Annotated in this window: 10 protein-coding genes and 3 tRNA genes; 12 read left to right on the plus strand and 1 reads right to left on the minus strand. The window is 35.0% G+C overall.

Annotation, left to right across the window (positions count from 1 at the left end):
• The 8 genes from AB1414_09315 to ftsH all read left to right on the plus strand — a co-directional run.
• Positions 1–626, plus strand: a 626-nt coding sequence (locus AB1414_09315; protein ID MEW6607638.1) for a reductive dehalogenase domain-containing protein, incomplete at its 5' end; no start/stop codon positions are given.
• A gap of 336 nt (positions 627–962) precedes the next feature.
• A tRNA-Leu gene (locus AB1414_09320) sits at positions 963–1,051 on the plus strand.
• A 105-nt stretch (positions 1,052–1,156) separates the two neighbouring features.
• Positions 1,157–1,231: transfer RNA gene (locus tag AB1414_09325), tRNA-Met, on the plus strand.
• Positions 1,232–1,336: 105 nt separating this feature from the next.
• A tRNA-Met gene (locus AB1414_09330) sits at positions 1,337–1,413 on the plus strand.
• A 19-nt stretch (positions 1,414–1,432) separates the two neighbouring features.
• A complete protein-coding gene (locus AB1414_09335) occupies positions 1,433–1,825 on the plus strand; it encodes a hypothetical protein (protein MEW6607639.1) in 393 nt (130 codons plus the stop codon).
• Positions 1,825–2,343 carry a PIN domain-containing protein gene (locus AB1414_09340; GenBank protein MEW6607640.1) on the plus strand — a complete coding sequence of 173 codons (519 nt, stop codon included), beginning with the start codon at positions 1,825–1,827 and terminating at the stop codon, positions 2,341–2,343. The genes AB1414_09335 and AB1414_09340 overlap by 1 nt, the downstream gene beginning before the upstream one ends.
• A gap of 29 nt (positions 2,344–2,372) precedes the next feature.
• Positions 2,373–3,731 carry a tRNA lysidine(34) synthetase TilS gene (gene tilS / locus AB1414_09345; GenBank protein MEW6607641.1) on the plus strand — a complete coding sequence of 453 codons (1,359 nt, stop codon included), beginning with the start codon at positions 2,373–2,375 and terminating at the stop codon, positions 3,729–3,731.
• Position 3,732: 1 nt separating this feature from the next.
• A complete protein-coding gene (gene ftsH / locus AB1414_09350) occupies positions 3,733–5,577 on the plus strand; it encodes an ATP-dependent zinc metalloprotease FtsH (GenBank protein MEW6607642.1) in 1,845 nt (614 codons plus the stop codon).
• A 60-nt stretch (positions 5,578–5,637) separates the two neighbouring features.
• Here the strand turns inward: ftsH and AB1414_09355 are convergent, their stop codons facing one another.
• Positions 5,638–5,763, minus strand: coding sequence for a hypothetical protein (locus AB1414_09355; protein MEW6607643.1), 126 nt, complete (start codon positions 5,761–5,763; stop codon positions 5,638–5,640).
• An 87-nt stretch (positions 5,764–5,850) separates the two neighbouring features.
• Here AB1414_09355 and AB1414_09360 point away from each other — a divergent pair, with 87 nt between their 5' ends.
• The 4 genes from AB1414_09360 (at position 5,851) to AB1414_09375 (ending at position 9,626) form a co-directional block, all read left to right on the plus strand.
• Entirely contained in the window at positions 5,851–6,330 is a 480-nt protein-coding gene (locus tag AB1414_09360; GenBank protein ID MEW6607644.1) for a TIGR00725 family protein, read from the plus strand.
• 124 nt (positions 6,331–6,454) lie between these two features.
• Entirely contained in the window at positions 6,455–6,955 is a 501-nt protein-coding gene (locus AB1414_09365) for a hypothetical protein (GenBank protein ID MEW6607645.1), read from the plus strand.
• An 11-nt stretch (positions 6,956–6,966) separates the two neighbouring features.
• Entirely contained in the window at positions 6,967–7,449 is a 483-nt protein-coding gene (coaD, locus tag AB1414_09370) for a pantetheine-phosphate adenylyltransferase (protein MEW6607646.1), read from the plus strand.
• A complete protein-coding gene (locus AB1414_09375; protein MEW6607647.1) occupies positions 7,446–9,626 on the plus strand; it encodes an alpha-amylase/4-alpha-glucanotransferase domain-containing protein in 2,181 nt (726 codons plus the stop codon). Before coaD ends, AB1414_09375 begins: the two co-directional genes overlap by 4 nt.
• The last annotated feature ends 533 nt before the right edge of the window (positions 9,627–10,159 follow it).

Genomic DNA, 10,159 nt, shown 5'->3' on the forward strand with positions numbered 1-10,159 from the left:
ATTTAGTAAAAAAAGAAGGGATTGTGCTATGTGGTTATGCTAATCTGGAGAATGTCCAGCGTCCATTATTAGCCCAAAAACTAACTTATGGTATTTCCTTAGGCTATCGGCTTTCAGAGGTGATAATTGACGGCATAATTGATAGACCGACAAGAGACTATCTCCATCATTATCGCCAGATTAATCTTTTACTTGACCAGAGTGCATTAAAAGTAACCAGTTTTATTCAACAACAAGGTTACAATGCCTTACCCATTCCCGCATCTCAAATTACCGATTGGAAAGAGATAAGAGGAAGTATTTCTCATAAATTAATTGCGGCTAAGGCTGGCGTAGCCTGGATAGGTAGAAGTTCATTAGCAGTTAGTCCAGATTATGGAGCGAGAATAAGATATGTCAGTATTTTGACAGATTTACCACTTTCAACTGGAAAACCGTTAGATTTTGGTTGTGGGGATTGCCAAAAATGTCTTGCAATCTGTCCTTGTAGGGCAATTGGAGATACTGCAGATAAATTTGACCGCAATAAATGCCTTGAGCAACTAAAAATCTTTGCTAAATCAGAGAATTTAGGCACGCATTACATCTGTGGACTATGTGTTAAAGTTTGCCATCTCAGGAAATAAGGAGGAAATGGACACCGCAGAAACGCAGAGACGCGGAGAAAAATGTACACTTTCAAAATTTTAAAGGTAATAGTTGAACTATCGGTGTGAAACCAGATAGAAATTTTCTCTCGCCAGGACGCAAAGGTCGCAAAGTTTTTTTCTTAGAGTCCTTTGCGCCTTTGCGAAAAATCTGAAGATTCTACCTTTTCAAGAATCTATTTTAATCTCTCTCCTATTTCTTCTCAGCGTCTCTGTGTCTCTGTGGTTAAATACTACCCAATTGAGACTTATGGGTAAGTTTCAATAAATTTCTCTTGACAATCTGTTTATTTTATTATACAATATAATCTGGTAGCCGAGATGGCGGAATTGGCAGACGCACCGGACTTAAAATCCGGTGGAAATTTATTTCCGTGCCGGTTCAAGTCCGGCTCTCGGCACCAGGACTAGCGAATTAGAGAATTAGAGAATTAGAGAATTAGAGATTAAGAGATTGGAGATTAACCTTTAATTCACTAATCACTAATCTCTAATTCACTTACATACATCGCGGGGTGGAGCAGTGGTAGCTCGTTGGGCTCATAACCCAAAGGTCGGCAGTTCGAATCTGCCCCCCGCAACCAGAAAAGAAGTAGAAAGTAAAGAGTAGAAAGTAGAGAGAGAAATCTAACAAAGAGTGAGACAAAAAATCTCTCTACTTTCTACTCGCTACTCTCTACTTTTTAATTGGCGGTGTAGCTCAGCTGGTCAGAGCAACGGAATCATAATCCGTGTGTCCGGGGTTCGAATCCCTGCGCCGCTACCAGTAAAAGAGGAGAATTATTATGCCAGAGAAAAAAATAAAAGTACCAAAGGTTATGCCCGTACCAGAGAGAAAGATAAGAGTACCAAAGGTTATGCCCGTACCAGAGAGAAAAATAAGAGTACCAAAAGTTACACCCGTCTTAGCGAAAAAGACAAAGGTGATTATGCCGCAAATTATGATTGATGTAAAACAAGCAACTCAAAATGCCGTTGAATATTTAAAAAGTATGTTTGTTGGTGTTACAAATATCGCTCTTGAAGAAATGGAATTGACAGAGGACGAACAATTCTGGCTTATTACTTTAAGTTACAGCAACCCAGAAGAAATAGTAGGTATGTTTAAAACCATTAAGATATTCAAGGTTAGACGGGATACTGGAGAAGTGGTAGCAATGAAGATAAGGAAAATCTGATGAATAATGATTACATTAAATCACTATTTCAGAAATATAAAAAGCGAGGAATTATAGTTGATGCAAATTTACTTCTGGTATATTTTTTAGGCTCTTTTAATCCGCAACTCATCTCTCAATATAAAAGAACAAAAGATAACTATACTTTTGAGGACTTTAAGGATTTGTGTCGGATTATTAAATATTTTGACCGCGTTCTCACAACACCTAATATACTTACAGAAGTTAGCAACTTATCTTCGGCATTGAGGACAGAATACCTTATAGAATACTTTAAAAAATTTAAAGATATGGTTACGACATTAGATGAAGAAATTATTATGAGCAAGAGGGCTACTGAAAACAAATACTTTGAAAAATATGGTTTAACAGATGCAGTAATCATAGAATTATGTCAAAAAAAATACCTGGTGATAACAGATGATTTTCCTCTATCAAATTCATTGTCTCACATAAATATTGATGTCATAAATTTTAATCATATTCGACAATACAGATGGTCAATAGGTCAAAGGTAGAAATTAAAACCTATCCAGGTTGCTAAATTATGTTAGAGAAGGTAGAAGAAACTATTGCTCAATATCAAATGCTTAAAGAAGGTGAGAAAGTAGTAATTGGAATTTCTGGAGGTCCTGATTCAGTTGCCCTTGTCCATATCCTGTCAAGATTACAAAAAAAATATAACTTAACGCTTTATCTGGCTCACTTAAATCATTTATTAAGAAAAGAGGCAAAACAAGAGGCTTTATTCGTAAAAAAAATAGCAAAATCACTAAAATTACCTATTGTTACCGCAGAAATAGACATTTTGCAGGATACTTCAAAAAATTTCTCCATCCAGCAAAAAGCCCGTAAAGTTAGATATGAATTCTTAATTCAAACCGCAAAAACACTAAATGCGAATAAAATTGTCTTAGCCCATCATCATGATGATAATTTTGAAACTAAACTTATGTGGTTAATCCGTGGATGCGGACCAACAGGAATAAAAGGAATTCCACCTGTACGGAAAATTGATGAACAACTGTATATCATTCGACCATTAATAAAAATTACAAAACAAGAAATCATAGATTACCTTAAATCTCATAATCTATCATTTAAAACAGATACATCTAATCTGAAAACAGATTATTTACGCAATAAAATCCGATTAAAATTATTACCAAAACTACAAGAGTATAACCCAAAGATAAAAGAGGTATTAGATAAATTATTTACTTTGTGGGAAATAGATGATGAATATTTAGAGTTTTTATCGAAAGAAGAGAAGAATAAAGTTTTATCAGGAAAAAATCAGGTTGACTTAAAAAAATTCTCCTGCCTCCATCAATCTATTCAATCCCGTATCTTACGCCAAATGATTGAGGAAGTAAAAGGCGATTTACAAGGAATTACATTTAAACATATTGAGGCTATTTTAAATTTAATTAAAAATGGACCGGCGCAAGGAAGTCTGAATTTACCATTAAATATTAATATTCAAAGGGAATATGATACTTTAACTATTTATCACGGAGATAGAGTTGAAGAAAAGGGGGAAGAAAAATATTTAAAAGTTCCCGGGATAACCATAATAGACGGCTTAAAAATAGAAACACAATTAATCCAGAAAATTTCTCTCTCTACCGATTTATATACTTACTTAGATTATGATAAAGTTCAATTACCATTATTACTTCGCCATCGAAAAAAAGGTGATAGATTTCATCCTTATGGAATGGTGGGAAGTAAAAAGATTAAAGATTTTTTTATGGATTTAAAGATTCCAAAAACAAAGCGAGATAAAATCTATCTTCTTGAGGATAAAGAAGGAATTATTTCGATAATTGGACTTAATAGAATTGATGAACGAGTAAAGATTACAGATTTGACTAAAAATATATTAATGATAAAGGTGATTTAGAATGAGTAAAGGTGTAAATTTAATTTTGTGGTTAATTTTTTTAATATTAGTTTTACCCTATCTACTTAAGACTTTTCAGACACCTCTTCCACCAGTACCTGACCGAATAAGTTATAGTGAGTTTTTAGACTTTGTAGAAAAAGGTAAAGTTCAGAATCTTAAGATTATTGACCGGGATATTAAAGGGACATTTAAAGGAGACAAACCATTTGTTACTTATATACCTCATGAAGACCCTAACTTAATCAAATTTTTAGTTGAGCATAAGGTTTCTTTTGAAGGAGATAGTCCCGCAGAGGCAAAGTGGTGGATGACACTACTCTGGTATTTAGGGACACCTGTGTTTTTTTTCTTCCTCATCTGGTTTTTGTTATCTCAGCAAGTTGGAGGACCAAGGGGATTAACTCGTATAGCTACCTTTGGTCAAAGTCGGGCTAAATTTAATCCTAAGGAAAAAACGACAATCTCATTTAAAGATGTTGCGGGTGTAGATGAGGCAAAAGAAGAATTACAGGAGATAATAGAATTTCTGCGTCAGCCAAAAAAATTCCAGAAACTCGGGGCTAAAATTCCCAAAGGCGTTCTTTTAGTTGGTCTTCCTGGAACAGGAAAAACATTATTAGCCAAAGCAGTTGCTGGTGAGGCTCAAGTGCCTTTTTTAAGTATCAGTGGCTCGGATTTTGTTGAAATGTTTGTTGGAGTAGGTGCTTCCCGGGTGAGAAATTTATTTGACCAGGCTAAAAAACAGGTAACTTCTTCGAATAAAGGATGTATTATTTTTATTGATGAAATCGATGCAGTTGGCAGACAACGGGGGGCAGGACTGGGTGGAGGTCATGATGAACGAGAGCAAACTTTAAATCAATTATTAGTGGAAATGGATGGTTTTAACACCGGCGAAGGGGTAATATTGATTGCCGCCACAAATAGACCTGATGTCCTTGACCCAGCACTTCTTAGACCCGGTAGATTTGATAGACATATTACGGTTGATATTCCTGATTTACCCGGTCGGGAGGCAATTCTTAAAGTCCATATGAAAAATGTTAAGGTAGCAAAAGAGGTGGATACAAAATTACTGGCACGAAGAACCTCAATGTTTGTTGGTTCAGACCTGGCAAATTTAGTTAATGAAGCCGCTTTATTGGCGGCCAGAAGAAAGAAAAAAAGAATAGGAACAAAAGAATTTGAAGATGCGATTGAACGAATTATTGCTGGCCCCGAAAAGAAAAGTAAGGTTACTTCTGAAAGAGAAAAAAAGATTAAGGCATACCATGAAGCAGGACATACACTACTGGCTAAACTTATACCGAATAGTGACCCGGTTCATAAAGTCTCAATTATACCTCGTGGTATTGCAGGAGGTTATACCCTTCAATTACCTACGGAAGATAAACATCTTTATACCCGCACTGAATTATTAGATAAAATGGTTGTAGCACTTGGCGGAATGCAAGCAGAATTAATTAAATTTAACGATATGACCACTGGTGCCCAAAAAGATATTGAATGGACCACAGATATTGCTCATAAAATGATTTGTGAATATGGAATGAGTGAGGAACTCGGCCCTATCGCCTTTGGAAGAAGAGACCAGGAGATATTCTTAGCCAGAGATTTCTTTAAAGAAAAAAATTATAGTGAACAGGTGGCATTTAAAATAGATACCGAAATCCATAATCTTATAAATTCCTGTAATAAAAAGGCTAAAGAATTATTACTCGAAAATAACGATAAACTTGACCGCCTGGCAAATGTCTTAATCGAAAAAGAAACATTAGAATCCCACGAAATAGAGGAAATACTTAAAGAGCCTCACGAAATTAAAAATAAGGTAACACTTTAGCCATCTGAAATTTGTGTAAGTAAGGAGAAAGGGAGAAAAAGGAAAATTGGAGAAATATTCTTATTCATCTTTTTCTAATTCTATCCTCCTTACATCAATCTTAGAATGTGCAAAGTTCACTAAGTGAACATTGATACGAGCACCAATGATTTTATCAGTTAATTCATCTTCTCTCCATTTCTCCATATTCCCCTTTTCTCCTTTGTTACACTTCACTTTGGTAAATAGTTACCAAAAACTGAATGCTGAACGCTTACAAACAGGATATATAAAATGCAAATTGGAGTTATAGGTGAAAGTTATCCTTCTGATGAGGGTAAAAAATTAGCATTTGAAGTAGGGGAAGAAATTGCGAAGGCAGGGGCGATATTAATTTGTGGTGGATTAGGTGGAATAATGGAATCTGCCTGTTGTGGAGCAAAAAGTCAGGGCGGATTAACTATTGGGATACTACCAGGCACCGCAAAAACCTCTGCCAATCCTTACATTGATATTCCTATTGTTACGGGGTTAGACCAGGCAAGAAATATTATCATTGTCCGGTCTTGTGAAGCAATTATTGCCATTGAGGGAAGCTATGGAACATTATCTGAGATGGCATTTTGTTTAAAATTAAATGTGCCCCTTATTGGACTACGAACCTGGCATTTAGAACGCCGAAATCACGAGAAACCACCTATCATTTACGCCCAAACGGCTAAAGAAGCCGTAGGATTAGGAATTAAATTTGCTCAATCTAACTATCTCCAGTGAGCAGTTCTCCCCGGGAACAGCATCTCCAAAATATTACCCCCTCTAAATTCTAACCATACAGGTGGAAAAAATCTCAATCTGCCACTTGACAAAATCATCTAAATTTATTACAATAAATAATGAAATGGAGTTTGTGCTTTTTCTTGGAACGATTATTTCTTTTATCCTCGCCGGATATATTATCTGGATACATGGGATTAAACCCAGAATAACAAATGTTGAATTCAAAGATATTGATAAGTTTAGAAATGAAGTAGGTAAATTAATCACTGAGTTTAATCGAGTTTCTAACACGAATATAAATATCCTTGAAGATAAAATAGAAGATTTAAAGAATATTATCAAATTAGCCGATAATAAAATTGTAAAATTAAATTCGATGACGGTTGATTTAGATATACTCGCTAATCGTGGTAGAAAAAACAAAGAAGTAGAAGAAATAAAGGAAAAACCTGTTGAAAGACCAAAGATAAAACCTCTTTCTAAAAAGGCAACTGTTGATGAGAAGAAGGAAAAGATAAAGGAATTGATGCTTGCTGGATTTTCAATAGAGGAAATTGCCAGGGCAGTAAATATGAGTAAAACTGAGGTTCAATTAGTATTGGAATTGAAAAATAAGATGTAAGAGGAGTAAAAATGCACAATATCGCTATTTATCCAGGAACATTTGACCCGATAACAAATGGTCATTTAGATATAATTGAACGAGCGATACCTTTATTTGAAGAGGTAATAGTTGCTGTGGCTTGCGATTCTTCTAAACCAACTCTTTTTTCGATACAAGAGCGAATACAAATGTTAAAAGAGATAACCAAAGATTACCCTAATGTCGAGGTAGAGGAATTTTCTGGATTGTTAGTTGAATATGCACAAAAAAAACAGGCAGGTATTATCATTCGAGGACTACGGGCAGTGTCAGATTTTGAACATGAGTTCCAAATGGCTTCCTTGAATAAAAGATTAAATCCCGGGATAGAAACTCTGTTTATGATGACCCATGAAGATAATTTCTTCTTAAGTTCTTCAGCGATAAAAGAAATAGCCAGTCTGGGTGGTTCACTGCATGGTTTTGTCCCCAAAATTGTCGAAGAAATACTGAAAAAGAGGTTTAAATCATGAAACAAATAACACTTATTTTATCTATCCATTGCCATCAACCTGTTGGGAATTTTGACTATGTTTTTGAAGAGGCTTATCAAAAGGCATATCTTCCTTTTATTAAAGTTTTAGAAAAGCATCCTGATATTAAATTATCACTTCATTATAGTGGTTCTTTATTAAACTGGTTTTTGGAAAAGCATCCGGAGATAATTAGCAAGGTAAAAAAGTTAATTCAGCAAGGCCAGGTAGAAATACTGACTGGTGGTTTTTATGAACCAATATTACCTGCTATCCCTGACCGCGATAAGATTGGGCAAATTCAGAAATTGACCAATACGATTAAAAACTATTTTGGCATAATTCCAAAGGGGATGTGGTTAGCCGAACGAGTTTGGGAGCCATCATTATCTAAACCCATAGGTGAAGCGGGAGTAGAATTCACTTTAGTTGACGATGCTCATTTTAAATGGGTTGGAATTAAAGAGAAAGACCTGTTTGGATATTATGTAACCGAAGAAGAAGGGGTAGCGATAAAAATATTCCCAATCAGCCAAAAGTTAAGATATTTAATTCCATTTGCCCCAAAAGTAGATAATGTTCTGGAATATCTCCAATCGGTCGCCGATGAAAATGTAACAAAAATGATACTTATGGGTGATGATGGTGAAAAATTTGGCATCTGGCCTAATACCTATGAATGGGTCTATGAAAAAGGCTGGTTGGACAATTTCTTCACGGCGTTAGAAAATGCAGACTGGATAAAAATGACAACTTTATCGGGTTGGATAATGAAAAATAATTCTCTTGGAAGGGTATATCTGCCCTGTGCGGCTTATGAAGAACTAATGCAGTGGGCACTCCCGTCGCATTCTCTTATTGAATATGAAAAGGTTATTGCTGATTTATCTCATTCCAAAAAATATCAATCTTATATCCAATTTATGAAAGGGAGTTTTTGGCGTAATTTCTTAATTAAATACCCAGAAGCCAATAATATGCACAAAAAAATGCTCTATGTCAGTAATAAAGTTGACCAAATATCTCAGGCATCAGAGGTATTAGTTTATACTGAGGATAATAAGTTTATTGATAATCGACCGATAAGTATTGATAGAGCAAAGGAAGAATTATGGCAAGGGCAATGTAATTGTGCCTATTGGCATGGCATTTTTGGAGGATTATATTTGCCTCATTTAAGAAACGCTATCTATCAACATCTTATTAATGCTGAAGTTATCTCAGAAAATATCATTCATAATACACCCGGCTGGATAGAGATAGAGGCAATTGATTTTGATAAAGATGGGGAAAAGGAAATTTTAGTCAGTAATTCTTACTTAAATCTTTATTTTCAACCATTAAAAGGTGGAACTTTATTTGAACTTGATTATAAACCAAAACTATGTAATATTACAAATACATTAAGTCGTAAAGAAGAAACCTATCATCAAAAAATTAAACAAGCAGAAATATCCAGAAAATCAACAGGTGTCGCTACTATCCACGAACAATTATCAACTAAACAACAAGATTTAGACAAATACCTTACTTATGATTCCCACCAACGGGGCTGTTTAATTGACCATTTTTTACCCAAAGATATTACACTTGATAATTTTAGTCGAGGTAATTATAAAGAGGTGTGTGATTTTATTAATCAACCTTATAAACATAAAGTCCGACAGGGGAAAGAAGAAATAATAGTAGATATGGCTAAAGAGGGTAAAGTGCTGGTAAATGAGGAGGCATTATCAATCGGGCTAATAAAATCGGTTAGAATATTAGCAAGGAACTCAGAAATAGAGATAACCTATGAAATCAGAAATGATGACAAAAAAGATATTTCATTGTGGTTTGGGATAGAATTTAATCTAAGTTTAGTGGGAGGGACACAATGTTTTTATATAATTCCCGAAATGGAGAATTTAAAAGATAATAAAATGGATTCAATCGCAGAAGATGTTGACTGTAAAGAAATAACACTCCGAGATAACATTGGTAAGATAGAAATTGATTTTAAGTTCAATCAACCCTGTTGTTTATGGCGATTTCCTGTCTATACCGTATCTTCTTCAGAAGCAGGACTTGAGTTAGGCTACCAGGGTTCTGTCTTTTTCCCAAATTGGAAGATTGAAATACCTCCTTACAATTCCTGGCAGGTAAAGATTAAAAAGGATATCAAAGGTATTGTCTAGTGTGGTGTTGAGTAAGTTTTGCACGGCCTATCATCAGATTTCATAACCTGCAAACGGATAATTGGTAACTGGTAACTGGTGATTGGTAACTGGTAATTGGTAACTGGTAATTGGTAACTGGTTAAATAGTTTCGTCCTGAGCTCAGCCGAACGGTATTTAATTACCAGTTACCAATCACCAGTTACCAGAATCAAATTCCGTGCGTTATTTGTTCAACACGACACTATTATATCGTTCTCTAAATACATATAACGACGGAGGTCAGCGGCGGCGGGGAGAATTACCACTAAACTTTGTAAGCACGATTAGCTATGGAGTAAACGTTCAGGTGGTGTAACAAAAGGAGATGTGGAGATTAAGGAGATAGGGAGATATTATTAAAAAAATTGAAATTAATAGAAACTAATACTCGATATTCAAGTTTTTTTTAAGATTAAGTGGTTTATCCTTTTTTAACCGCAAAGAACGCAAAGAAATTAACCGCAAAGAACGCAAAGATTATAGTGCTCTGTTAAGATTGAAGTTGCATGTT

The sequence above is a fragment of the bacterium genome, assembly GCA_040755795.1.
Classification (GTDB): Bacteria; UBA9089; CG2-30-40-21; order CG2-30-40-21; family SBAY01; genus JBFLXS01.